Here is a 25,268-nt window from a genome sequence, read left to right as displayed (position 1 = left end):
GCGACCGCGCCGGTCAGATCCAGCCCGCCTCGCCCGCCATCCGCACGGCCTCCACCCGGGTACGCGCGCCCACCTTACGGGCGATCCGACCGAGATGGTTGCGCACGGTGCCCCGGGTGAGCCCAAGCGACGCCGCCACCTCCGCGACCGGCGCTCCCGCGGCCGTCAGCCTCAACACCTCCGTCTCGCGGCTGGTCAGTGGGCCGTCCGAGCGCAGCGCCGCGACCACGAGATCCGCGTCGAGCACGGGCTCCCGGCGGGCGAGCCGGCGGATCCCGTCGATCACCCGCTGGGGGGCGGCGTCACTGCGCAGGAGGCCGACCGCCCTGGTCGGGCAGAACATGCCTCGCAGTCGCCGGGCCCGATGCGGGTGGGCCAGCACCAGTACGGGGCACCGGCCAAGGTGGTCGGGGTCGACTCCCTCGACGAAGTCGAAATCGGCCACCACCACGTCGGGGCGTTGGGCGCGGACGGCTGCGGAGACCGCGTCGCCGCGATCGACCTCCGCCACGACACGGATGTCCTCCTCGGCGGCGAGGACGAACGACAGCGCACCCAGAACCAGGGCACCGTCCAAGGCGAGCAGGGTACGGATCACGACGAACCTTCCCGCACTCCGATGACGATCACTCAACGTCAACATTCAAACACGCATCCGCCGGGGCCGCACGGTGACGGGGGCGGGTCCGGTCACCTCCACCGGACCCGCCCCCGACGGTCACAGCCAGCCGTTACGCCGCGCGCGCGACACCGCCTCCAACCGGTTGCGAGCCCCGGTCTTACGCAGAATCACCGACAGGTGATTGCGCACCGTCCCGTGGGCCAGGTAGAGGCGGACGGCGATCTCCTTCAGCGGCAGACCCTCGGCCGCCATTCGCAGCACGTCCATCTCCCGGGGCGTCAACGGCATCTGCGGGGGACTCAGCACCGCCACCGCCGCGGCCGGGTCGATCGCCCGCTCCCCGGCCGCGAGCGCGCGGATCGCCCGCACCAACTCGGCCAGTGAGCTGTCCTTCCCGACCAGGCCGCGCGCGCCGGCCGCCAGCGCCGCCTCCACCAGCGCCGGACTCCACCGAGGGCTCATCGCCAGCACGGCGGCGTGCGGCGCCTCGACGTCGATCCGGGCGACCACCTCCACCGGGTCGGGCAGCTCCGGTGTCAGTGCCAGCACCACCACCTGCGGTCGGCACCGGCGGACCACCGTCAACAGCTCGCCGACACCCTCGACGTCGGCGACCACCTCCATGTCCTCCTCGCGTGACAGCGCGGCGCAGAGCGCCCCGCGGAGCAAACCCATGTCCTCGGCGATGACAACGTGGATCACCACGTTTTCTCCGATCTCAGGTACGCGTCACGACGGCCACCGATCCCGGAACATCAACCGGTTGGTCAGGGCGGTCGTGCGCTACAGACGGGTAGGCATCGACCCGCGGCACCGTCGCGGCGGACGGGCGCAGGCACTGGTCGACCGACCAGCGGGTGGAACGGTCCGCGTGGACCAGCCACCGGGGTCGGTCGACGCCTCAGCCCGGGCGGGCGATCGCAGACGGAGTTCGGCTCTCGACCAGAAGCGGCACGAGATCGCAGGGCGGCCCAGCACCGACGTGCGACTGCCGGTCGAGTGGTCGGACCAGCCCCGGCCCGGGCGTCGATCCGTTGTCGACGCCAGCGGCATCCTGGTCGACGGGCGCGACGGGTCGGCCCGAGAGCTCACCTCTCGCCGCCACCGGTTCGGGATGTGCGACGAGATGCCCCGTCGAGGCCGCCGGACGCGCGCCGACGACGGACATCGGCGGTGGCGCGGCCGAGGTCGGCGGCGCCGCGGCGCGTACCGGAGCCGGCGCCGGATCCGTCGGTGGCGTCGGCGCTGTCGGTAGGGGAGCCGGGTCGGTCACCGGCACGGCGGCCGGCCCGACCGCTGGGGGAGCGGGCGGTGGAGGTGTCGCCGCCGGAACGATCACCTCGCCGAGAGCGGGTGGCAGAACGGCATCGGCGACACGACGGAGTGCCATGACGACTGGCCGGATCGGCACTGTGCTCACGATGTCGACGACGTGCGCCACCGGGGCGGTGACCAGACCCACCACGGGCGAATCGCCTGGCCCGGGCAGCGTGGGCGGCTTGGGTACCGCGGTTGCTGGCCGTCGTAGTGGATCAGCGACCGGCCGCGACCGGTCGACACGGTGAGCCGCGCGAACTACCGAGGCCGGCCGGAGCTTCTCTCGCTCCGCGCGGGGCGGAACGGGGTCGCCGACCCGGGGCAGCGACACGGGCTCGGGCGACGCGCCCGTCAACCACCGAGGCCCCGTCGAGGCCTCACGGGGGGCGACGACGCCGATGGACCCTGCCAGCCGGGCACCGAGCCTGTCCCTGCGACGGTCATCGGCACCCGCGGCTCGCGGGCGGTCCTGGTTGGGGCGCTCGGCGACCGTGAGCCGTGCGACCGGCTCGACCAGAGCGCCGATCTTCCGATGAGGCTCGTCACCGGACCCACTGCGCATCCCGTCGGCCTCGGCCGGGCCCTGGAACAGGGCGGCCACCACGAAACCGGCCCCGACGGCGGCCGCGATCAGCACCAGCCGCCGGGCGAACCTGCGCAGCCGGCCGGCCACAAGCGGCGCGGACCGGCCCGGCGCAGACGCCGGCGCGGTTCCGTTGACGGGACTTCGCACGCGGGCACGACCCCTTCCCTCTGGATTGCTGACCCATAGTAGCGATGCGCTCACGTAATCGCATCCATTGATATGCGCGCTCGTCGGCGGGGTGCGGCCGGCACCGGGCCCCAGGCGCGAGTGCACCGGCGGCCAGGGCGGCAGGGTCACGGCCGACCCGTCAGCGTCAGGAAACGGTCCGGATCACCCTGGCCCGCCCTGCCCGGACGTTCCGGACGCGGGAAGACCGCCTACGCGGGTGGCCGCGCGGTCGACCCTCGAACCCGCAGCGATGGGCTGATGACGACCCGGTGGGTGGGACGGTCGGGGTCGGCGAGCCGGTCGGCGACGAGACGCACGGCCGCTCGTCCGATCGAGCGTCGCGGCGGTCGGACCGCGGTCAGCGGCGGGCTGAAGAGCCCGGCGACCTCGTCGTCGTACGCCACGATGGAGAGGTCGCCGGGAACGGACAGGTGCCGCTCCTCGCAGTGCTGCACCAGCGCGATCGCCTCGGCGTCGGCGTGCACCAGCAACGCCGCCGTCCCGGTCGCCTGGCACTGGTCGAGGATGCTGTTGAGCACGGTGTCTCGCTCCGGTGACCGTGCGTCGGGTACCACAGCCACCACCGTGGCGTCCGGGTCGAGGCCGCACTCGGTCGTGGCGTCGAGCCAGCCGCGTCGTACGTGCTGGCTGGTGGGGCTGTTGGCATCGAGCACCAAGCCGACCTTGCGGTGTCCGAGCGAGGTGAGGTGGCGCACCGCCATGGCCGCACCGAGCGCGTGGTCGGTGACAACCGACTCCATGACGGCATGGTGGCTGCCTACAGTGGCGGTGCGTTCCAGCAGGACGACCGGGACGCCGACCTGGTCGAGCCACTCGATGGTGCGCTCGGCGGTCGGTGCGTCCATGCTCGGCGCGATGATCAGCGCGTCGACGCCCATCCGCTCCACCAGGCGGGCCAGTTGCGGCTGGTCGTCCTCGCTGTCGTAGGAGGAGCCGCGCAGAACCACGCGCATGTCGAGCTCGCGGGCGGCCCCCTCGACGCCGCGAGCCACGTCCGGCCAGTAGTAGTCCAACGAGGGTACGAGCATGCCGAGGGCGCGCCCGACCAGCGGGTCCAGGCCTACGGCGGGTGGCTCGTCGGCTGCCGGGACGTCGTCCGGCAGGATCAGGGCGACCCCACCGTGGACCCGGCGGACCAAGCCCTCGGCGGCGAGCTCCGCAATGTCGCGCCGGATGGTGACCGGCGCGGCGCCAAGCACGCGGGACAGGTCAGAGATGCGCATCGAGCCGTCGCGTTGCAGGGCTGCCAACAGTTGCTGCCGGCGGACGACCTGAAGCGGCCCTCGGGACCCCTCCGCCGTGGCGACGGCAGGACTGTCCTTGGTCATGGGGGACCTCCGGGGAACGCTTCGTGCGGCGAGAGCTCTTGCAGGGTGCGGGCGAACTCGCCGGCCCTGTCGAACGCGGTGACGTCGATCGCGAGCCGGATCGGCTGATCTCCCTATCCGCCGAAGAGCATAGGAGGTCGTGCTCCGCCTGCGACGGTCATGACTCCTCGGACGGTAGAGCGGCTTTGAACGATTGTGATCGTATCAGAGCACTTGGCCCGTCAAGGCTGCCTTGTGCGTGCTCTTGATCAGATGTGTCCACATCGGTTTGGGAACGGCATTGACTTGCTCCTTTGTGAGCGTTTTACTTCGGAAACGCTGCGGATGCCTGCGCGTCACATTCATGGGCAACGCCCCGCTCGCCACATTCGACGGAGACGGATCGATGCGACAGGACCACGGATGACGTCCGGGCCGACCAGCCAGGTGGCGGCGGACTCGGATGTCGCTACCGCCGCGACCTGGAGCCGGGATGACTGGTTGGCCCTCGCCGACCGGATGCTCGCCGCCGCCCGGCCGTTCGCGTCGCCCGGCCACGCCCTCGTCACCCTTCCCGGGCCGGAAGGCGGTTATGGGCGGGCCGTCGACGGCCTGGAGGGTTTCGCCCGTACCTTTCTGCTGGCTGGTTTCCGCATCGCGGGTGCCCGAGGCGTGGGCTTGGACGAGCTCGTGGACCGGTACGCGGCTGGTATCGCCGCTGGCACCGACCCGAGCTCTCCCGACCATTGGGTGCGCTTGGACGAGCACCCCCAGGCCAAGGTGGAGGCCGCCTCCATCGCGCTGGTTCTGGACATGACCCGCCCGTGGATCTGGGACCGGCTGCCGTCCGCGGTGCGAGAGCGGGTAGTGGACTATCTGCGGCCGGCGGTCGGCGACGACACGTACCCACGGATCAACTGGGTCTGGTTCCGGCTGGTCGTACAGACGTTCCTGCGTTCGGTGGGCGGGCCGCACTCGCTCGAGGAGATGAACGAGGACCTGACCACCCATGACGGCTTCGTCCGCGGGGACGGCTGGATGTCCGACGGGCCGCACCGCGCCTACGACCACTACGTGGGCTGGGCTCTGCACCTGTACCCGACGTTGTGGGCTCGGATGGCCGGCGCCGCAGACCTGGCCGAGCAGCGCCGCGAACGGGATCTGGCCGGCCTCGACCGCTTCCTGAGCGACGCGGTCGCGCTCGTGGGCGCCGACGGATCACCGTTGATCCAGGGGCGAAGCCTGACCTACCGCTTCGCCGCGGCGGCGCCGTTCTGGGTCGGCGCCTTCGCCGGCGTGCCCTCGGTCAGCCTCGGCCGGTTGCGCGCTGCGGCCACCCGCATCGTGCGTCACTTCGTCGCCAACGGCGCCCCGGACGAACGAGGCCTGCTCACCCTCGGCTGGCACGGGCCGTGGCCGCGACTGGCGCAGTCGTACTCCGGGCCGGGCTCGCCGTACTGGGCCAGCAAGGGACTACTCGGCATCGCGCTACCCGCCGACCATCCGGTGTGGACCACTTCCGAGGAGCCGCTGCCGGTGGAGGAGCGGGACGCGGTGCGGGCGATACACGCGCCGGGCTGGCTGGTCTCTGGCACCCGTGCCGACGGCATCGTCCGCGTCGTCAACCACGGCACCGACCACGCCGTCGAGGGTGCCACCGTCTCAGATTCCCCGCTCTACGCCCGACTGGGCTACTCCACCGCCACCGCCCCGGTCCTCGACGACAGCGGTTGGGCCAGTCCGATCGACCAGTCCGTCACTCTCGTCGACGACGCGGGCCGGGTCACCCACCGCGCCGGCATGCGCCTGCTGACCGTTCGCGTCGACACCGACGGCGTGGGCGTGGCCGGGTCACGTGCTCTCGCCCACTGGGTCGACCCGGATCCGGGTCAGCGCGATCACGGCGGCGGTCGCGTGGGCCGGTCCCGACCGGCCGGGCACCTCACGGTGTATTCGCTGGTCCGCGGCCCCTGGGAGCTACGTCTGACCCGCGTCGACGGCCTCGCCGACGGCGTCGAGGCGGCTGCGCTGCGGCTACGGATCGGCGGCTGGGCCATTGCCGGGAATGCGACGGCCACCGCTGGCGGCGGTGTGGCAGTCGTGACGGGGGCCGACCTGACCGGTTGGCTCGAGAGCGTTCACGGCGGCGGAACGGCCGGCGTCACTGCCGTTCCGCACGGCGGGCCCCTGGCCGGTGGGCTGGTCGTGCCCTGGCTGGACCACCCCGTCCGGCCGCGCGCATGGGTCGCCACGTTCACCGAGTTGTCCAGGGTGCCGGTGGCCACGGCCGGACAGGCATGCCAGGCCGTGATCGACGAGGACGGTTACGGCCTCCACCTGGCAGTCGACTGGCCCGACGGAACCAGCACGTCGACCCGTCTGGACACGGAGCATGCCAGGCCCACCCAGGCGTCCTGGTAGCAGTGCGGGCCCGTCCGGGCCCCTTGACCCGAAGGAGAAAGGGATGAAGCGTGCGATACCGGCCGTCATCAGCGCCGCGACGGCCCTGACGCTTGTTCTCGCCGGCTGCGGGGGCGGAGACGAACCAGTCGACCCCAATGCCCCGGTGACCATCACCCTGGCCGGCTGGACCCTGTCGTCCACGCCCGAGTTCAAGACGCTCGCCGACGGCTTCAAGGCGACCCACCCGAACGTGACGGTGGAGCTCAAGGAGTACGCCCCAGGCAACGACTACGACACCCAGATGATCACGGACCTGGCCGCCGGCACCGCCCCAGACGTCTACGTCATGAAGAACCTCAAGAACTTCTACACGTACCAGAGCGGTGGTCAGCTGCTCGACGTCTCCGACGCCACCTCCGGTCTCGGCTCGAGCCCGGCGCTCGCGTCGTACCAGGTGGATGGCAAGGCGTACGCGGTGCCGTACCGGCAGGACTCCTGGGTGCTGTTCTACAACAAGGACCTGTTCGCGAAGGCGAAGGTGGCGCCGCCGGACGGCAGCTGGACCTGGGACGACTACACCGACGCGACGAAGCGACTGCACACCGGGCTGAAGGCGGCTGGCTCGAACGCGACCGGCGCCTACCAGCACACCTTCCAGTCGACAGTGCAGGGATTCGCGCTCGCCCAGACCCCCAACGCGGACCTGCTCTCCGGGGACTTCGGCTACCTGAAGCCGTACTACGAGCGGTCACTGGACCTGCAGGCGGCCGGCGCGCAGCCGACCTTCGGCACCGCGAAGACCAACAAACTCACCTACCAGGCGCAGTTCGGTAAGCAGCAGTCGGCGATGCTGCTGATGGGCACCTGGTACGTGGCCACGCTGCTCAACCAGCGACAGAGCGGTGACGCCGACAAGTTCCAGTGGGGGATCGCCCCGGCGCCGCAGTTCGACAAGTCCACCACCGGCACCTCCGCCACACCCGTCACCTTCGGTGACCCGACCGGCTTGGGGATCAACCCGAAGATCAGCAAGTCCAAGACCGCCGCGGCCAAGGCCTTCCTCCAGTACGCGGCCGGCCCGGATGCCGGCAAAGCGCTGGCCGGGATCGGTATCACCCCGGCCCAGGTCACCGACGCGGTTACCGCGACGCTGTTCGGGCTGGACGGCGTACCGCAGGACGACCTGTCGAAGTTCGCCTACGCCAAGCACACCATCAAGCCGGAGAACCCGGTGTCGAAGCACACCGCCGGCCTGCAGAACCTCCTCAACGAGACGCACTCGGCGATCCTCTCCGACAGCAAGGGCGTCGACGCGGAGCTGAGCAAGGCGCAGGCCCGCGCCAAGAACGAGGTCCTCAACCAGTGAGCTGATGGCGGGCCCGGCGCGCCTGAGCCGCACGCCGGTCCCCGCCACCATCCCGAACGCTCCCGGAGACTCCCTATGGCAACATTGCCGCGCACGAGACCCAGGAACCGGCGGCTGGTGTCGCGAAACACGGTCGCCGGCTGGTCGTTCATCCTTCCCAACTTCGTCGGCTTCGCCGTGCTCACCCTGCTACCCGTCGTCGTGCTGTTCTACGTGGCCTTCACCAACTGGAACGTCTTCGGGGTGGCCGAGTGGACCGGCACCGACAACTTCCGGCGAATGTGGGACGACGCGAGCTTCTGGACCGCACTGCGCAACACCATCTACTACACCGTCTTCCACATCCCGCTGACCCTCTCCGCGTCACTCGGGCTGGCGCTGCTGCTCAACCGCAAACTGCGCGGCGTGCGGTTCTTCCGCACCGTCGCCTTCTTCCCCTACATCACCTCGATCGTGGCGATCGCGATCGTCTGGAACCAGTTGTTCAGCCCGGAGTATGGCCCGATCAACGCTCTCCTCGGTGCCGTCGGGGTGGACAATGCGCCGGGCTGGACCACGTCGTCGACCTGGTCGATGCCGGCGGTCATCATCGTCGGCACCTGGCGGTACATGGGCTACTACATGCTGCTGTTCCTGGCCGGCCTGCAGACCATCCCGGCCCAGCTCTACGAGGCGGCCGAGACCGACGGCGCCACACCGTGGCAGCGGTTCGTGCACGTGACCCTCCCCGGGCTGCGACACACCACCTTCTTCGTCACCGTGCTGCTCACCATCGAAAGTTTCAAGGTCTTCGACCTCATCCTCGTGATGACCGGCGGCGGACCTGGCCAGTCGACACTGGTGCTCTCGCAGTACATCTACCAAAAGAGCTTCGAGGAGAACCAGTTCGGCTACGCCTCGGCGGTCTCCGTCGTTCTGTTCGCCATCTGCTTCAGCATCACGGTCGTCCAGTTCATGGTCAACAAGCGGAGGAACAGCTGATGACCGCGACCGACCTCTCCCTGCCCACCCCGGCCGTCGCCGCGCCCGACAACCGCAGCGCGCCCGGCCGACCGGTCCGGTCCCGGGGCTGGCGGCTCGTCGGGTACGCCGCCCTCGTGCTCGCGGCGGCCGGGCTGTTGCTGCCGTTCTACTGGATGGTGGTGGCGTCGTTGAAGACCAACAGCGACGTCTTCACCATCCCGATCACCTGGCTCCCCGATCCCGTGGTGTGGCGGAACTACCTCGACATCTGGCAGCGCTCGGACATGACGACGTGGTTGGGGAACACGCTGCTGCTGTCGGTGGTCGTCACCCTCCTGCAGGTGGTGACGGGGAGCTTCGCCGCCTACGGCTTCGCCCGGGTCCGCTTTCCCGGCCGCAACGCGCTCTTCCTGGCGTACGTCGGGACGATCGCGGTGCCCTGGCAGTCGTACATGATCCCGCAGTTCATCCTCATGTCGAAGTTGCAGTTGTCGAACACGCTGTGGTCGATCGTCGCGCTACAGGCGTTCGGCGCGTTCGGCGTGTTCCTGATGAAGCAGTTCTACGAGACGATCCCCGAGGAGCTGAGCGAGTCGGCGCGGGTGGATGGGCTCAGCGAGTTCGGCATCTACCGACGGATCATGCTGCCGCTGTCCCGACCTGCGCTGGCCAGCCTGGCCCTGCTGACGTTCGTGACCACCTGGAACGACTACCTCGGCCCACTGATCTACCTGCGCAGTCCGGAGCTGCGCACCATCCAGCTCGGGCTGAACACCTTCGTCTCCCAGTACAACGCCGAATACGCGCTGATCATGACGGGCTCCGTGCTGTCAGTGCTGCCGGTCGCTGTCATCTTCCTGCTCGGCCAGCGCCACTTCATCGAGGGCATCGCCACGACCGGACTGAAGGGTTGAGGTCCATGCGTTCGCGCCACAACACCATCACCGCCATCTTCGACGGTGTCTACGTCGCGCTCGTCAGCAACCTGCTGCTGGTGCTCGGTTGCCTGCCACTGGTGATGCTTGCGTTCACCACCGAGGCGGAGCGCTCCTGGCCGCTGTACGCGCTGACCGCCCCGCTCTGCGCGCCCGGGCTCTGTGCGGTCTTCGCGGTCATGTCCGCCTACTCCGTCGGCGACTCCGGCGGCGTGCTGCGCACCTACGGCCGCGCCTGGCGAGCCACCGCCCGGCCGGCGATGCTCTGGACGGTGGCAGCCATGGCCGCCCTGGTCGTGCTCGCCGTGGACGCCCACGCCGCCTGGGGCCATCGGGTCGGCGCACTCGCCCTTCCGGTCCTGGCGACCCTGACCGTCCTCACCGCCGCGACCACGCTGCTCGGGCTGGTGACCATCGCCGACCGACCCACCGCGCGGTTGCGTGACGTGGGCCGTGCCTGCGTCTATCTGGCGGTGCGCCGGTGGTACCTCAGTGCCGCGTCTCTGCTCGTGCTCGTGCTGCTCGCCCAGATCCTGGTGGCCCGCCCCGCGATCGCGCTCGGCCTCGCCGCCGCGCCACTGCTCTACGTCGTATGGGCCAACAGCCGCTTCACCCTGCGCGCCGCGCTCGACCCACCGACGACCGCACCTCAGACCACCTGAACACCAGGTTCCGGCCGCCGAGCCGGGACGTCGACGACAAACCTGCCCGGCACCGGACCGGACCCACGAGGGAGAACAGCATCCATGACGGCGACCGACGTCCGTCCCAGCTCCGACGCAGCAGCCATGGCGGCCGCGGTGGTCGCCGCGATAGGTACGGTCGATGCGAACATCGCCACCTTCGGCGACCGGTACCCCGCGGACACCACCGACGCCAACCGCTACCCGCTCCGGCCACCGAGTGCTGGCCAGCCCGAGGGCGCCAACGTCGGCTGGACCACCAGCTTCTGGCCCGGCATGCTCTGGCTGGCACACGACCTGACTGGCGACGAACGGCACCTGCGGGCAGCGCTCTCCCACGTGGACAGCTTCGCGGCCCGGATGACCCACGGCATCGACCTGGACACCCACGACCTCGGGTTCCTCTACACCCTCGCCTGCGTCACCCCGGCCCGTCGTACCGGCGACCCGCAGGCCCGAGACGCGGCTCTCGCCGCCGCCGACCACCTGATGACGCGCGTTCTCGAACCCGCCGGAATCATCCAGGCCTGGGGCGACCTGAACGACCCGCGCCAACGCGGCCGCACGATCATCGACAGCCTCATGAACACGCCGCTGCTCTTCTGGGCCAGCCAGACCACCGGCGACGACCGCTACGCCGCCGCAGCCCGCCGGCACACCGCTCAACTGCGCCAGCACATCCTGCGCCCGGACGGCACCACCTTCCACACCTTCTACTGGGACACGGACAGCGGCGCGCCACTGCGCGGGGAAACCGAACAGGGCCACGCCGACCACTCCTGCTGGGCGCGTGGGCAGGCCTGGGGCATCTACGGGTTCAGCCTCAACCACCGGCACATCGGGGACCCCGCGCTGCTCGCCGCCGCGAAGACCTGCGCCGACCATTTCCTCGCCCACCTGCCCGACGACCACGTCGCGTACTGGGATCTGGAGTTCGGCGACGGCAGCGGCCAGGAGCGGGACAGCTCGGCCGCGGCCATCGCCGCCTGCGGCCTGGTCGAACTCGCCGACGGCCTCACCGACAGGGCCAGCGCCGACAGGTACCGGAAAGCCGCCACCAAGATCCTGCGCTCGCTCATCGACCACTACTCCACCGGCGGCCATCCGGTCTCGAACGCGCTGATCCTGCACGGCGTCTACGACAAGCCCAAGAGCGTCGGTGTCGACGAGGGAACCCTGTGGGGCGACTACTTCTACCTGGAAGCCCTCACCCGCGCCACCGTCCCCGGCTGGATCAGCCCCTGGTGACCGCCGCGACCGACCCGCACCGCCCCGCATCCCGAAAGGTGACCATGGACTACCGCTATCACTGCACCATTCCCGCGGCCGACGGCCGGAACACGTTGCCCGTCAATCCCTGCCGGCTGCTGGACTTCACCCTGCTGCGGCTCTCGGCAGGCGAGTCCTGGACCGGCGAGTCCGGTGACCGCGAGATCCTGGCCGTCATCCTCGGCGGCACGGCCAACTTCACCGTCGCCGACCACCACTTCCCGCAGGTCGGCCAGCGTGCCGACGTCTTCTCCGGCAAGCCGCACTCCGTCTACCTCCCGGCCGGCTCCTCGATCACCATCGAAGCCGTCACCGCCGTGGAGATCGCCCTACCCAGCGCACCCAGCGAACTGGCCACAGACCCCTACGTCATCGCACCGGAGCAGGTCGTGAGCGGCCGTTGGGGAGCGGCGAACTTCGGCCGTACCTACCACCAGATCCTCACCGAGATCTCCCAGCCGGACCTGCCCGCCCGCCGGCTCATCGTCGGTGAGACCTACACGCCCTCGGGCAACTGGAGCACCTACCCGCCGCACCGGCACAAGGTCGACGATCTACCCGCCGAGGCCGCACACGAGGAGATGTACTACTACCGCGTCAACCCACCGAACGGGTTCGGCATCAGCCGGGTCTACACCGACGACGGGTACGAGGAGAACGTCACCATTCGTGACCATGTGATGCAGATGATGCCCGAGGGGTACCACACCGTGGTCAGCGCACCCGGCTACACCACCTATTTCCTGTGGTTCCTGGCCGGCACACAACGCACCCAGGGTGCTCGCGAGGACGCCGACCTCGCCTGGGTGGGCCAGACCGTACCGACCCTGCGGAGCCTGGGCCTGTAGTGACACTGCGCACGCACCAGAATGCCCCGGATCACTGGCACCGTGATCACCCCGACCGGAGCCGAGTTCAGCGGTCCGGCCGATACGACCCAGTGCGGTCCGCCGGCGTCCCGTCACCGCAAGACGTGCCCGAGGTGGCTGGCGAAGCAGAACCTCAGCCTAAAGGTGAGCTACGTGGCCGGCTCGAAGTTCTGGGACCTGCAGTGGCGGGAGTTCGGCGTGCTGGTCGCATTGACCGTCGTGCTGTCCCTGTTCTCCCTCTGGTGGGTCCGCCGCCGACTGGTGTGACGGCACAGCCGGTGGGGCGGGCGGAGCGCCTGCCCCCACCGGTGCGACCCGGGTCCTGAAGGGAGATGCCTGGAGGCCGCATCGGCCGCTGCATGGGCGGGATGTACGCGTGGCAGGATGCGCCGGTGCGTCCTCGGCTGATCCTCTTGACCGTGGCGGTTTCGTGCGCCGCCTTCCATGTTGCTGGCGTCCTGACGGCCCGTCCGATTTGGCGCTACGCCGAAGTGCTGAGCATCGGTCTGCTCCTTACCTACGCCATGCTCAGCCGATCGCCGAGTTCTCGCTGGGCGCTGTGGGCGGCCCTCACGGTTGCGCTCGTGGACACGGTCCGCACGATGCCGGCCGCACAGGACCACGATGGCTATGGCGTGATGATGCTCGTGCCCGACTCGGGTCTTGACACACCGTCCGCGTTCGAGTCGGGCCTCTCCCTCTGCTGGCCTTCGTTGACCGCGGTATTGGTGCTACTCGTCGCGTGGCGCCGCGGCGGCTGGCGTCGATCTGCGGCGGCGCCGGCTGTCGTGGGGGGAGCGCTGATCACCGGGTACGCGGTCGTCCGCGTGGTTGGTACGTCGCGTGCCCTTGCTGCTCAGCCTCCGCACGCGACCGGCGTCGACGTGGCCGAAACGATGGTGGCCGTGAGCACGGCGGTCCTACCGCCCCTGGTCCTCGGGTTTGCCGCGTTGGCGCTCACTGCGGTGCTCGCCGGCCACGGTCGACGGCTCGCCTCGATCGGCGCGGCGTTGCTGGCCCTCATGGCGCTGCCACTGATGGACGCGTGCATCGCCGCAGTCCCGATGCCCCTCTTTGCAGTCAGCGACTACGCCATGTTCGCCTGGGATGCCATCACGCCCACGCTGTCCGTACCGCAACCGATGTCGGCACTCACGGCGGCGGTCGAGCTGACCGCGTACCTGTTGCTCGTCGTTGGTCTCACCGATTTTCCCGGTCCGGCACGTGCGTCAGCGGCCGGGGCCTGAGAGCGTCGGATTCCATGCTCGGTGCCGGCAGGGAGAGCGTCAGAAGCTGCTGACCAGCTTCACGAACGCCTCGTCGATCTTGGCGGGATCGGTGGCGTCGAAGGCCTTGCCCGACGACGCCTTAGCGATCCGGTCCAGGGTGGCGAAGTCCGACTCCCGGTCGAAGGCGATGCAGAACACCTTCACCGGACGCTGCGGGTCCAGGGCGACCTCGGCGAGCAACCGGGCCAGGTCGTTGTCCCGGCTGTACTCGTTCTTGCCGTCGGTCAGCACCACGATCGCGTTGATCCGCTGCGGGTCGTACCGGTCGAGCAGTTCTCGGTGTGCGGCCCGGACCGTCGCGTAGAGCGCGGTGCCGCCCTCGACGTGCAGGCCGGCGATCTTGCTGTTGATCCGTTTCTGGTCGAACCCGCCGAGCGGGACCTCCTCCCGGTAGGGGCTCTTCGGCCGCTGCTGCGTCTCCGAGGAGAACGACCAGAGCCCCACCCGGTCTTCGGCGTTGAGCAGCGCGAGGCCCTTGCCCGCCGCCGCCGAGGCGACCTGGAAACGGGTACGGGTGCCGACCTTCGCCTGCATCGACCCCGAGGTGTCCAGGGCGATCAGGATGTTGGCCTTCTTGCGGAGCGTGCTCCAGCCGTCCAGCATCGCGCCGACCACCTCCGGGTCCGGGGGCTCGAAGTAGTTCAGCCCGCCGGTGGGCTCGGCGCCGACGCTGGCGAGCAGCTCCGCCGAGGCGCGGCGCTCGTGGTCCCGGAAGCCGAGGCGGGCGAAGCTCTCCTGCTGGTCGCCTTCGGTCAGGAACTTCTGGAAGTCGGTCGCCGCCGCGCGCTGCCGCTCATCGGCGGAGGGCAGCACCACGAACGGGTGGTCCAGGTTGAACGTGCCCTCCTTGGGGTGGACAGCGACCAGCGGGACGTTCGGCCGGCGGCCCCGCTCCTGCCCGTCCTGGCTAGGGCTCAGCGCGCCCGTGTTGTAGAGGTCCACCAGTTCCTCCTGCAGGACGATGGCGCTCATGTCGTCAGTGCTGCCCGCCCCGCCGGCCAGGTCCGCCTCGGCGAGGCTGCGCAGCAGGTCCACCGAGTCGTCGCTGTAGTGCGACACGTTGGCCTCGATCCGGCGGACGAACTGGGTGACCGCCGGGTTGGCCAGGTCGGACCGGGTCAGGTCGCTGGCCCGTTGCACCGCCGCGTAGTAGGTGGCGATGGTCGCCGCCAGCCCGGAGGTGGACAGGTTCGGGTTGTCCTTGCCGAAGGTGAAGCGGCCCCACTCCGGTTTGCCGAAGTCCGCCCACCCGTCCCGCCCGGAGAGGCCCAGGATCTCTCCCCAGCCCAGCGGCCCGCGCTGGCGTACCAGCTCGGCCTTGGGCTGCGGCATCGCGATCACCAGCGGGCTGTTCGCGATCGACGGGTAGTGGTCCGGGGTCTGCAGCTCCCGCCCGGCGGCCTCGTCGAGCAGCCGGAGCTGGCCGGTCCACAGGCTCGACGTCGGCAGCCAGACCTGTGGTTGCGGCAGGCCGGTGTGGGTCCAGCCGGTGGCCAGCGCCTCGGTGGCCTTGCCCGAGTTCAACGCGCTGACGTGCACCTGAGCGCAGCCGCCGCCATCGATCGACCGGTCGCTGCGGTTGTAGCGCTCGGCCAGGTCGACCAGCAGCGCCGCCTTCTCCGTGGAGGAGTTGACCTGGAGGGTGGTGGCGCAGTCGGTGCCGGCCCCCTCGTTGCCCGCCTCGCGCTGCCGGACGAACACGAACGCACCGGCGATGACCACCAGGCCGGCGGTGACGGCTGCCGTGTACGGCAACCACTGCCGCGTACGACTGGCGGTTGGGGCCATCGGGACGTCCTCCTCGGCGGGCGGCTGGTGGCAGTCAACCTATCGATCCGGTGCCAGTCGGCGACCCCGACCCCGACGCACCGCTCACTCCTCGTCGGACCGTCCCCCGATCGTCGTCGCGACCAGCAGCCGAACCAGGTAGACCACGACGAAAGCGACCGCCCCGACCGAGGCGGCCGCGCCGACCGCGCTCGACGCGACGTAGCCGGCGGCGGCGCCAACGGAACCGAGGAAGAGCGCGGTCGAGATGCCCCAGGCGTCAAGGGCCTCACCACGCAGCCGCCGCCACGCGCCGCCACCCCCAGTGCGAACGCCAGGCTCCGTCACCGGCAGGTGTGCCGGCTGCGTCATGACCGGCAGGTGTGCCGGCCGGGTCGGCCGGGCCTGGGTCGGCACCGTCGGCCCGGTCGGCGTCTGCGTCGGACGCGGCTGCGGTGCCGTCGGCGTTACCTCGGGCAGCGGGTGGTCCGGTGTCGGCGCGCCAGCGGTCTCGTTGCCGACTTCGAGCAGGCTCTCCCGACGCAGCGGCTCGGTGACCCTGCCGTCCTGCCGGAGCAGCCGCACCAGTACGCGCTCGGCAGCCGGCCGGTCCGCCGGATCCTTGGCCAGGCACTCCCGGATCAGCTCGTCGAGAACGGGAGGCAACGCCGGAAGGTCGGGGGCGTCGTGCAGCACCCGGTGCATCACGGCGAAGAGTGAATCATTGCCGAAAGGGGGCCGACCACCGGCGGCGAAGGCGATCGTGGCGGCCCAGGCGAAGACGTCGCAGGGTGGACCGATCGCGTCGTTGCGGAACCGCTCCGGAGCCATGTACGCGGTGGTCCCCATGACCCGGCTGGACGCGGTCTCGGTGTTTCCCAACGCCCGCGCGATGCCGAAGTCGATCACCCGGGGACCGTCCTCGCCCAGCACCACATTGTCCGGCTTCAGGTCGCAGTGCACGACCCCGGCACTGTGGATCGCGGCGAGCGCGGTGACGGTGCCGACCGCGAGCCGGTGCAGGGCGTTACCGGTCACCGGGCCCCGCTCGCGGACGTGCCGGTGCAGGGTCAGGCCCTCGATGAACTCACTGACCACGTAGGGCCGCTCGCCGTCCACCTCGGCGAAGAGGACCTGCGCGGTGCAGAACGGAGCCACCCGGCGCGCGCCGGCGATCTCCTTCACGAACTGTGACCGCGCCCGTGGATCACTCAGATCGACGTTGACCATCTTGACCGCGACCCGGTCACCGGCGTCGTCCTCACCGAGGTAGACGACCCCCTGCCCACCCGCGCCCAGCCGGCCGACCAGCCGGTACGGGCCGGCGGTGACCGGATCGTGCGTCCACAGTTTCGCCAACCCTGGCACCGGCGGGCCGGCCAGTTCTGACATCCCGACTCCATCAGCGTCGTGCCCGGCCACTGGCGGCGCAGGACACGGCCATCGTGCCATGTCGACTGCCAGCGACCGAGGACGTTCGACCATGGGTTGCGGTCGACGGTGACGTGACGCCTGCGGCGACCTCGTTCGGCGGGCTGGAGGTCAGCCGTCGCCCGTGTACGCAGACGTGTTGATGGGACGGTGCGTTGTCGATCTCGATGGTCGAACCGGGCGCCCGTCGTCAGAACCGTGCGCGGTTCAAGGCTTTCTGGAGTGCGGCGATGGTCGCGTAACCCCAGATCCCGTCGACTGACAGTCCCGCAGCGATCATGGTGTTGAGGTGTCGCTGCAGAGCCTTGATCGTGCCCGGTCCCATCCCACCGTCCACGGCGAGTCCGGCATTGCTCCAGTTGTTCAGATGGCTTTGCAGGGCGCGGATCGAGGCAGGCCCCCACTGTCCGTCGACAGTGGTGCCGAGGGCGCGCTGGGTGGCCCGAATGGTTCCCGGTCCGAAATCCCCGTCGACGGCCAGGAGTGCGCCCTCGTCGTAGTAGGCCTGGTAGGCGGCCTCGGTGCCGGGACCCCAGAGGCCGTCAGCGGTGACACCGAGTCGGCCCTGTAGCCAGCGGACACCGGTGTCCGTGCTCGGACCCCAGAAGCCATCGACCACCAGGGCCGGGGAATAGCCCATGTTGTTGACAGCTCGCTGTTGGGAGGCCGTGGGCCGCACGGACGACATGCCGCCGCCGGGAGCGCTGCCGTTGATCTGAGCCTGGTACGCGACCTCCGTATTCGGGCCCCACAGTCCGTCGGCCGTGACGCCGAGTCGACCCTGTAGCCAGCGCACACCGGCGTCTGTCTTGGGCCCCCAGAACCCGTCCACGACCAGGGCCGGCGAGTAGCCCGCGTCGTTGACCGCCTTCTGCTGGGCAGCAACCGTGCGTACGGACGTCATGCCGCCGCCCATGCCACCGCTGCTCGGCGGAGAGTCGGTCATCCCGGGAACGTCGTCCGAAACCATGCCGCCCTGAACCCAGGCGCGGAGTTGGGAGCCGGGGCATGCGGTCGAGTTGCCCGAGAGCCCACCATGCCAGGTTTTGGCGAGGGTCTTGCCGCTCAGCGCGTTGGCGCGATCGTAGATAGACCGGATCGAGCGGAGCACGGCCGGTGTGACGTCACCGTCGGAGCCGATGAAGCACACTCCGAGGTGCGTGACGTTGTGCCCGCTCGCGTGAGCGCCCTCGACCTCCCAACCGCGGCCCTCGTAGACCCGGCCGGCCACATCGACCAGAAAGTTGTACCCGATGTCCGACCAGCCGTTGCTGTCCATGTGGTAGTTCTGAATCTGCCGCGGTGTCGTCGCGCTCGTTCCCGCCGAATAGTGGACCGTGAATCCCGTACGTGTCGTGATGGGGACCCGCGTGACCGCGGCGGGAGGGCGCGCTCCCCATTGGGCGCGCAGGATGGTGTTCAGAGGCGCCGGAGGGCTCGGCGGGATCGGCGGCGGCTCCAGCGAGCCGTTCGTAACGTACTGGTAGAGCGCTATTCCGGGGCATTCGGTCGTGGCCAGATCCCGGTGTCCCCTGATTCGTGGTCCCGCCTTGCCGACCAGCCGCAGGTGGCCGATGAGGTTTCGGATGGCGGCCAGCATCGCGGCGCTCGGCTGGTCGTCGGAGCCCCAGGGCAACCGCGTCGAGCCGATGAGGCTCATGATGGCGTAGTAGTCCTGGTTCGCCCCCTTGGTTTCTGTGTCGTTGGCCGCCGAGCGGATTCCCATACCGCGACCTTCGAAAATGACGCCGTGTTGGCAGACGACGAAGTTGTACGCGATATCGGTCCCCTCGCCCTCCATGCCCGTGTCCTGGATCTCGCGCATCTGCCCGAAGCAGTCGTTGTGATTGGCGGCTGGATCCCACCCGTCGGTGTTGCCCTTGTAATGGATGGCGACGCCTCCCTGCCAGGGCATCCAGGTATACGTCTGATCCGGCTCCGGTGGCTTCGCTCCCCACTGGGCGCGAGAGACTATCTGGATGTCGGCGGCCGCCATTGTGGCGGCTCCACGTGTCGGTGGGGCCGACCGTGCGCTCGCCGGTGACGTAGGCAGAAAGGCAGAGACGGCGGCGGCGGTGCCGCCGATGAGTGCGGTACGGCGACTTATCGGCACGATCGACGTCGGAGAAGCCGTCGACGATTCGTGATCGGTGGGAGCGGGTAGCGCCATCTCGTCGCGCTCCGCGGAACGACCATCAGCCATAATTGGGCCCCCTTAGAGTGGTGCCTGAGCGGAAAGCGTGGTGGCCCGTGTCATCGCAACACGGGCCACCATCAGGTGCTGATCAGGTGCCCACGCTGACCCATTCGGAGCAGCTCGCAGAGGAGATGCTGTTGCTCGGGTAGTTACCCGAGCAGGCGCGGAACACCACGGACTTGAGGGTGACGCCCGGCTGGCTCTCGGGGAACGACTTGTTCATGTAGCGGTGGCCGCCGTAATAGCCGGCGGTGTGCCAGATTCGTCCCTGTCGTACGATCGCCCCGTTTGGGCTCACCTCGTCGTCGAAGAACCGCCAGTCGATGACGACGGGATAGCCGTCCTCCCAGGTGTCCTCGATACGGAACCACTCCCCGTGTGGGGCGAAGCACGCATAGGCGTTGGCGCTGCTGTTCGTGCAGACCCAGTCCACGAGCGGGCCGGGGCCGATCTCGTCGGTGGCGAGCTGCTTCCCATCGGCGGCGGCAGCCGGAGTTGCGGTAGCGACGACGGCGACGGCTGTGGTGAGCAACGTGGCCACAACGCTTCGTAGCTTTCGGCCCATTGTTGTTCCTCCCGTAGTGTGTCGGCACCCGATCGATCCATCCGAATGTCGGCCTGAGTGCCGATAGGTCGACGGGAATGATTCGAGCACGGTGGGAGGGATCGTCAGTGGTCGCTGGGCGTACGGATCTGTACGAACCTGTACGGTCGGCGGGCGTCCGCTGTTCGTACACGTTCGTATGCGCTGGCCGGGCCGCCGATACCTGCGCGGCCGGCGTCGCGGCTGCCTGGTCCGCTGGCGGGAAAGCTCACCAACTCGCGATGGCGGGCGGACCTGGGACGGGGCCGGTGTCCTCGGGGGTTGTCCGCGTAACCGTTGCCTCGTCCCGAATCCGGTTGGCAAGCACGATGTCTCCAGCCATACGGTGTGCTTCGGCCAGGGTGTCGAGGCCGGCAGCCAGCCAGGTCGGGGAGCCGACCTGCCGCCAAAGCTTGACGGCGGACTCGGCTCGGCGTCGGGCCAGGGTCGGCCGGCCGGCCGCGAGTTGTGCGGCCGCGAGCGCGTTCAGCACCGCAGCCTCACCCCACAGGTTGCCGAACTCGCGGTAGGTCCAGAGGCTTCGCGCTAGTAATCGGCGTCCTTCCGCGTGTGCACCCTGTCGTACCAACAGGTCTCCGAGCCAACAGGTCGCGTGTGTGGCGGTGAGCCTGTCCCCGAGGTCTTCGCTGATCGAGACGGCCTGCCGGAAACAGGTGGAGGCGACCGGATAGTCACCGAGCAATCGGTGAGCCTGTCCCAGGGCCCGCAAGGCCTGCGCTTCGCCGGGGCGGTAGTTGGCGGTTCGGCTCAACCGTAGGCATTCCTCGAACCGGGTCCTGGCGGCCTCGATTCGGCCCTGCTCGAGGTCGATGACGCCGATGCCGTTGGTCGCGTAGACGAGGCAGTTGATGTTGCCTGTCGCGCGGGCGAGTGCGGCGGCTTGCTCGAAGTGCCGCACCGCTGTCGCGTACTGGCCGAGCAGCCGGTGGACGTACGCCAGCCCGGCCGTCGCGCTGGCCCGGTAGGCGGGGCCCAGGCCGTCGGCGAGCAGGAGGGCCTGCTCGAAGTGATACAGCGCCTCCGGGTAGCGATCGAGGATGGTGGTGAGTTCGCCCAGGCAGCGGTGAAGTTTGGCGGCGCTGCGACGATCACCCGAGTGCAGGGCCGCTTTGAGTGCCCGGCCCTGGAGTCGTTCCCAGTCACCGAAATGGGTGCCGACCTGGAAGAACGTCGTCAACGAAGTGGCCAGCCCGGCGGCGGGCGCGACCTCGGTGGCGTCCAGCGCCTGCTGGATCACCGCGATGAGGAACCTGCGTTCGTCGTTGAACCAGACCACTGGGTCGACGAGAAGCTGATCGGCGTCCGAGGCTGGCAGCCGCCAGGACATCAGTTCGTTCTGCGTGATGCCGTGGAAGTCGGCGCTGAGGATGTTGGCGGCAAGGTCGGCGAGGTACACGCTGGCACCGACAAGCCGGCCGAGCGCCGCCGTCCGGATCTCCCGCGAGATCTCCCGTTCCGCCCTCTCCCGACCGAGTAGCCGCACCAGGTCGTGCAGCCCGTAGCGGATACCGGTGGCGCCGATGGGACCGACCTCGGCCAGATGTACCTCGACCAGGTCATCGAGAATGGCCTCCGCGTGGGGCAGGCTGGTGTCCAGCAGCGCGGCCAGGGCCCATCCGGCGAAGTCCGGTCCGGGCAGCAGGCTGAGCAGTTGCAAGGACTGCTGTGCCGGTGCGGACATTCCTCGGTAGGTCAGTTCGAGGCTGGCCCGTACGGCAACGTCGCCGACGGCCAACTCGTCGAGTCTGCGCTGCTCGTCGGCGAGCGCTCGGGCGACCTTGGCCAGCGGCCAGTGCGGTCGGGAGGCGAGGCGGGCTCCGGCCACCCACACCGCGAGGGGCAGGCCGCCGCAGGTCTCCACGATGAACCGGGCCGCCTCGGACTCGGCGGTGGTGCGGCCCCGACCCAACATTTCGCGCAGCAACGCGAGCCCTGCCGTGGAGTCGAGGATGTTCAGCGGTAGGCGCCGGCTGCTCAGATCCGCGAGCGTGCTCCGGCTGGTGACGATTGCGGCGCACCGTCTGCCGCTCGGCAGCAGATTGCTGACCTGCCGTGTCGTCAACGCGTTGTCCAGGATGATGAGCATCTCGCGCTGCGCCAGCAAGGTGCGGTAGAGGTGGATCCTGCTGGTCAGGTCGGGGGGCATCGCGCTGCTTCGTACGCCGACCGCACGGAGGAAAGCTTCCAGGACCGTGAAGGGATCGGCTGGATCATCGCCGAAGCCCTGTAGATCGATGTAGAGCTGGCCATCCGGGAACCGGGGGGCGAGCAGGTGCCCGAGACGTACCGCGAGTGCCGTCTTGCCGACCCCAGCCGGTCCCGTCACCAGCAGGGTTACCGGGGCCGGGGCATCCGGGTCGAGCAGCCGGAGGGCCTCGGCCACCTCGTCGTCCCGTCCCACAAACGGCGACACCACCGGTGGTAGCAGGAAGGGGGCGCTCTGCCGTCCGGCTGAGCCGTCCAGGCGGTGCCTGACGTATTCCTCGGAACCCGGCGGTGCACCCGACGGGTCCGGAGCCGGTCCGGGTACGACCCCTGCCGCCGACGGTTGATCGCACTGGACCAGCGCACGGCGTGCGTCGATCCATTCCTGCACTACCGCTGGGTCGCTACCGCACGCCCGCACCAGGGCGGCCACAATTTCCTCGGACGGCAGCGAGAGCCGGTTGAGCGCGCTCGCGATGGTGCTGGCCGGCAACTGATCACCGGCACGCCGGGCCTTCCGTTCCAGCGTCCGGTACGAGAGCCCAGACGCGGACTTCAGTGCGCGCAGCCGGGCGACGAACTCAGCTGCGGTCCGCACCGCACCAGGAGGTTGCGGTGTCGACACAGACCGCACCTTACCAATGCACGTCGCTACGGTTAGATGTTCGGCCCGCCCGAGCCCGTCTGGCCGGTCCCGGGCACCGCGGGGTGGGCAGCGCCGCTGACACACGCGGTTCGAGAGTCCATCGTGGAGCAAAGACGGGGTGTACCGTCGCCGCATGACGGTGCTGCAGGAGTTTGTCGCCGCTCTTTCCAGCGGCCGGATCCAGGTTGTCGACCTCACCGCTCCGCTCTCGGACCAGACTCCGATCCTGGGTCTGCCCGAGCAGTTCGGCCAGACCTGGCCGTTCCGGCTCAGCGAGATCAGCCGGTACGACGACCGCGGTCCGGCCTGGTACTGGAACAACTTCTCCACCGGCGAGCACACCGGTACCCACTTCGACGCCCCGGTGCACTGGGTCACCGGACAGCAGGGCGCGGACGTGTCGCAGGTCCCGGTGGACCAGTTGATCGCCCCGGCGGTGGTGATCGACCACGCCGCCGACGCCGCCGACAATCCGGACTTCCTGCTCGAGGTCGAGCACATCAAGGCGTGGGAGGCGGAACATGGCGCCCTTCCCGCTGGTGGCTGGCTGCTCTACCGCACCGGCTGGGACGCGTACGGCGACGACCCGGAGCAATACGCCCACGCCGGGCGTACCCCGGGCATCTCCGTCGAGTGCGCCCGCTGGCTGGCCGAGGAGTCGCCGATCCAGGGCGTCGGGGTGGAGACGGTCGGGACCGACGCGGGCGCCGCGCACTCGTTCGACCCGCCGTTCCCGTGCCACTCGTTCCTGCTCGGCCAGGACAAGTACGGCCTGACGCAGCTCCGTAACCTGGCGCAGTTGCCGGCGACCGGCGCGGTGGTGATCGCCGGGCCCCTGCCGATCGTCTCCGGGTCCGGTAGCCCGTGCCGGGTCCTCGCGCTTGTCGAACGGTAGGACCGGGCCACCGATGCGGGTAGCCGAGGTGGTCGGGCGGGTTCTGTACGGACACGGCGCGCGGCACGTCTTCGGGGTGGTCGGCAGCGGCAACTTCCATGTCACCAACGCGCTTGTCGCCGCCGGCGCCCGGTTCGTGGCGGCGGCCCACGAGGGTGGCGCGGCGAGCATGGCGGACGGGTACGCCCGCACCGCCGGGACGGTGGGACTGCTCTCGGTGCACCAGGGTCCGGGTGTCACCAACGCGCTGACCGGCCTCACCGAGGCCGCGAAGAGCCGTACCCCGATGGTGGTCCTGGCCCCGGAGGTGACCGCGCCGCGGTCGAACTTCTTCCTCGACCTGCCGGCGCTCGCCGCCGCGGTCGGGGCCGATTTCCATCGGGTACGCGCGACGCACGCGGCCGAGGACGCGGGCACGGCGTACCGGGCCGCCGCCCGGGGCGCGACTGTGGTGCTGGGTCTTCCGTTGGAGGTTCAGCAGGCCGGGACCGAACCGTGGTCCGGCCCGTTCCCCGCGGTCGCGCCGACCCCGGTCACCGCCCCGCAGGTCGAGCCGTTGCTGGCCGCGCTCCAGACCGCACGTCGACCGGTCTTCATCGCGGGTCGCGGTGCCCGGGCGGCCCGGGAACCACTGACCCGGCTCGCCGACGCGTGCGGGGCGCTGCTCGCGGTCTCGGCCGCGGCGAAAGGACTGTTCGCCGGGAACCCGTGGAACCTCGACGTCGCCGGCGGCTTCGCCACCCCGCTCGCCGCCGAGTTGATCGGCGCGGCGGACCTGGTCGTCGCGTGGGGCAGCACGCTGAACATGTGGACCACCCGGCACGGCGAACTGATCCCGCCCTCCGCCGTCGTCGTCCAGGTGGACCACGACCCGGCCGCGTTCGGGGTGAACCGCCCGGTCGACCTGGCGGTGGCCGGCGAGGTGGCGGCGGTCGCCGAGGCGGTGCTCGGTCGGCTGGGCGTCGGCGCCACCGGCCCCGTGGACGCTGGGGCCGGGGAGTGGCGTTCGCCGGAGCTGGCGCTACGGATTCGCGACCACGGCCGGTGGCGGACCGTCCCGTATGCAGACGAGAGTACGTCGGCGGGGGCCGGCGCTCCGGCGACGATCGACCCGAGGACGCTCTCGGCCGCCCTGGACGACCTGCTGCCGCCGAACCGGACGGTGGTGGTCGACTCGGGCAACTTCATGGGCTACCCGTCGATGTGGCTCGACGTGCCGGACGTGGCCGGGTTCTGTTTCACCCAGGCGTTCCAGTCGGTCGGGCTCGGCCTGGCCAGTGCGCTCGGCGCGGCGGTCGCCCGGCCGGACCGGCTCACCGTCGCGGCGGTTGGCGACGGCGGCTTCGTCATGTCCGCGACCGAACTGGTCACCGCCGTCCGGCTGGCGCTACCCCTGGTCGTGGTGATCTACGACGACGCGGCGTATGGCGCCGAGGTGCACCACTTCGGCCCGGACGGGTACCCGTTGGAGACGGTCACCTTCCCCGAGACCGACCTGGCCGCGATCGCCCGCGGTTACGGCTGCGACGGGTTGACCGTCCGGACCGTCGACGATCTCGCGCCGGTACGCCACTGGCTCGCCGGTCCCCGTACCCGGCCCATGGTGATCGACGCCAAGGTCAGCGCCGCGCGCGGCTCATGGTGGTTGGAGGAGGCGTTCCGTGGCCACTGAGCCACCACCGCCATGCCAGCTGACGTACGTTGGCGCGGTGGCCACTCTTTGGA

The 25,268-nt window shown here is 70.0% G+C and carries 18 protein-coding genes; 10 read left to right on the top strand and 8 right to left on the bottom strand.

Annotation, left to right across the window (positions count from 1 at the left end; translation table 11 throughout):
* Window positions 1-13 precede the first annotated feature (13 nt).
* From ACFYL6_RS25525 to ACFYL6_RS25515, 3 genes are all read right to left on the bottom strand, one after another.
* On the bottom strand, window positions 14-598 hold the full coding sequence (locus ACFYL6_RS25525) for a response regulator transcription factor (RefSeq protein WP_387174906.1): 585 nt from the start codon (window positions 596-598) through the stop codon (window positions 14-16).
* A gap of 120 nt (window positions 599-718) precedes the next feature.
* Window positions 719-1,327, bottom strand: coding sequence for a response regulator transcription factor (locus ACFYL6_RS25520; RefSeq protein WP_387174905.1), 609 nt, complete (start codon window positions 1,325-1,327; stop codon window positions 719-721).
* 1,575 nt (window positions 1,328-2,902) lie between these two features.
* Complete coding sequence (locus ACFYL6_RS25515) at window positions 2,903-4,042, bottom strand: substrate-binding domain-containing protein (RefSeq protein ID WP_387174903.1); 1,140 nt, start codon at window positions 4,040-4,042, stop codon at window positions 2,903-2,905.
* 402 nt (window positions 4,043-4,444) lie between these two features.
* Between ACFYL6_RS25515 and ACFYL6_RS25510 the strand changes: the two genes are divergently transcribed.
* From ACFYL6_RS25510 to ACFYL6_RS25475, 8 genes are all read left to right on the top strand, one after another.
* Window positions 4,445-6,442: a DUF2264 domain-containing protein gene (locus ACFYL6_RS25510; RefSeq protein WP_387174901.1), complete on the top strand. Its 1,998-nt coding sequence runs from the start codon at window positions 4,445-4,447 to the stop codon at window positions 6,440-6,442.
* A gap of 43 nt (window positions 6,443-6,485) precedes the next feature.
* Window positions 6,486-7,790, top strand: a complete 1,305-nt coding sequence (locus ACFYL6_RS25505) for an ABC transporter substrate-binding protein (RefSeq protein WP_387174899.1) — start codon at window positions 6,486-6,488, stop codon at window positions 7,788-7,790.
* Window positions 7,791-7,907: 117 nt separating this feature from the next.
* Window positions 7,908-8,771: a carbohydrate ABC transporter permease gene (locus ACFYL6_RS25500; protein WP_387174896.1), complete on the top strand. Its 864-nt coding sequence runs from the start codon at window positions 7,908-7,910 to the stop codon at window positions 8,769-8,771.
* Window positions 8,771-9,667 carry a carbohydrate ABC transporter permease gene (locus ACFYL6_RS25495; RefSeq protein ID WP_387174895.1) on the top strand — a complete coding sequence of 299 codons (897 nt, stop codon included), beginning with the start codon at window positions 8,771-8,773 and terminating at the stop codon, window positions 9,665-9,667. Before ACFYL6_RS25500 ends, ACFYL6_RS25495 begins: the two co-directional genes overlap by 1 nt.
* A gap of 5 nt (window positions 9,668-9,672) precedes the next feature.
* Window positions 9,673-10,350, top strand: coding sequence for a hypothetical protein (locus tag ACFYL6_RS25490; protein ID WP_387174893.1), 678 nt, complete (start codon window positions 9,673-9,675; stop codon window positions 10,348-10,350).
* A gap of 84 nt (window positions 10,351-10,434) precedes the next feature.
* The gene (locus ACFYL6_RS25485; protein ID WP_387174891.1) at window positions 10,435-11,619 is read left to right on the top strand and encodes a glycoside hydrolase family 88 protein; all 1,185 of its coding nucleotides are present in this window, start codon (window positions 10,435-10,437) and stop codon (window positions 11,617-11,619) included.
* A 44-nt stretch (window positions 11,620-11,663) separates the two neighbouring features.
* Window positions 11,664-12,488, top strand: a complete 825-nt coding sequence (iolB, locus tag ACFYL6_RS25480; RefSeq protein ID WP_387174889.1) for a 5-deoxy-glucuronate isomerase — start codon at window positions 11,664-11,666, stop codon at window positions 12,486-12,488.
* A gap of 389 nt (window positions 12,489-12,877) precedes the next feature.
* Complete coding sequence (locus ACFYL6_RS25475) at window positions 12,878-13,756, top strand: hypothetical protein (RefSeq protein ID WP_387174887.1); 879 nt, start codon at window positions 12,878-12,880, stop codon at window positions 13,754-13,756.
* A 39-nt stretch (window positions 13,757-13,795) separates the two neighbouring features.
* Here the strand turns inward: ACFYL6_RS25475 and ACFYL6_RS25470 are convergent, their stop codons facing one another.
* From ACFYL6_RS25470 to ACFYL6_RS25450, 5 genes are all read right to left on the bottom strand, one after another.
* Window positions 13,796-15,586, bottom strand: coding sequence for an extracellular solute-binding protein (locus tag ACFYL6_RS25470; protein WP_387174885.1), 1,791 nt, complete (start codon window positions 15,584-15,586; stop codon window positions 13,796-13,798).
* An 84-nt stretch (window positions 15,587-15,670) separates the two neighbouring features.
* On the bottom strand, window positions 15,671-16,957 hold the full coding sequence (locus ACFYL6_RS25465; protein ID WP_387174883.1) for a protein kinase: 1,287 nt from the start codon (window positions 16,955-16,957) through the stop codon (window positions 15,671-15,673).
* 229 nt (window positions 16,958-17,186) lie between these two features.
* Window positions 17,187-18,992 (bottom strand): peptidoglycan-binding protein, encoded by a 1,806-nt coding sequence (locus ACFYL6_RS25460; RefSeq protein WP_387174881.1) that lies wholly within the window; start codon window positions 18,990-18,992, stop codon window positions 17,187-17,189.
* A 289-nt stretch (window positions 18,993-19,281) separates the two neighbouring features.
* Window positions 19,282-19,758: a hypothetical protein gene (locus ACFYL6_RS25455; RefSeq protein WP_387174878.1), complete on the bottom strand. Its 477-nt coding sequence runs from the start codon at window positions 19,756-19,758 to the stop codon at window positions 19,282-19,284.
* A 247-nt stretch (window positions 19,759-20,005) separates the two neighbouring features.
* Window positions 20,006-22,600, bottom strand: coding sequence for a tetratricopeptide repeat protein (locus ACFYL6_RS25450; RefSeq protein WP_387174876.1), 2,595 nt, complete (start codon window positions 22,598-22,600; stop codon window positions 20,006-20,008).
* Between the two features lie 181 nt (window positions 22,601-22,781).
* Between ACFYL6_RS25450 and ACFYL6_RS25445 the strand changes: the two genes are divergently transcribed.
* Complete coding sequence (locus ACFYL6_RS25445; RefSeq protein ID WP_387174874.1) at window positions 22,782-23,543, top strand: cyclase family protein; 762 nt, start codon at window positions 22,782-22,784, stop codon at window positions 23,541-23,543.
* A 13-nt stretch (window positions 23,544-23,556) separates the two neighbouring features.
* A complete protein-coding gene (locus ACFYL6_RS25440; RefSeq protein ID WP_387174872.1) occupies window positions 23,557-25,215 on the top strand; it encodes a thiamine pyrophosphate-binding protein in 1,659 nt (552 codons plus the stop codon).
* Window positions 25,216-25,268: the final 53 nt, after the last annotated feature.

Origin of the sequence: Micromonospora sp. NPDC007208 (assembly GCF_042869175.1) — a bacterium.
In the GTDB taxonomy this organism is placed as follows: Bacteria; Actinomycetota; Actinomycetes; order Mycobacteriales; family Micromonosporaceae; genus Micromonospora; species Micromonospora foliorum.
Note: the sequence above shows the minus strand (reverse complement) of the source record. Positions and strands in the feature narration are given on the sequence as shown.